This is a genomic window from Candidatus Kosakonia sp. 282A-S69, assembly GCF_029433855.1.
Taxonomy (GTDB): domain Bacteria; phylum Pseudomonadota; class Gammaproteobacteria; order Enterobacterales; family Enterobacteriaceae; genus Kosakonia; species Kosakonia cowanii_A.
This window is the reverse complement of sequence record NZ_JAROAU010000005.1, coordinates 173,716-173,952: the sequence shown is the minus strand read 5'-3', so window position 1 is coordinate 173,952 and position 237 is coordinate 173,716.

Sequence of the window (237 nt, the reverse complement as noted above, 5' to 3'; positions counted from 1 at the left end):
CCCCGCCCCCCTCGGAGGCTGCCGCCCCGCGCGGCCCGCCCGCACCCCTCCCCCCGCCCAAGCCCCCGGCCGCGCGCGCCGGGGGTCGGGGGCGGGGGGGGGGGGGGGGGGGGGGGGCCGCGCCCCCCCCCCCCCCCCCCCCCCCCCCCCCCCCCCCCCCACAAAACCCCACAAAACAAAAAAAAAAACAACAACCAAAAAAAAAACAAAACCCAGCCCAACACCACAAAAACACAC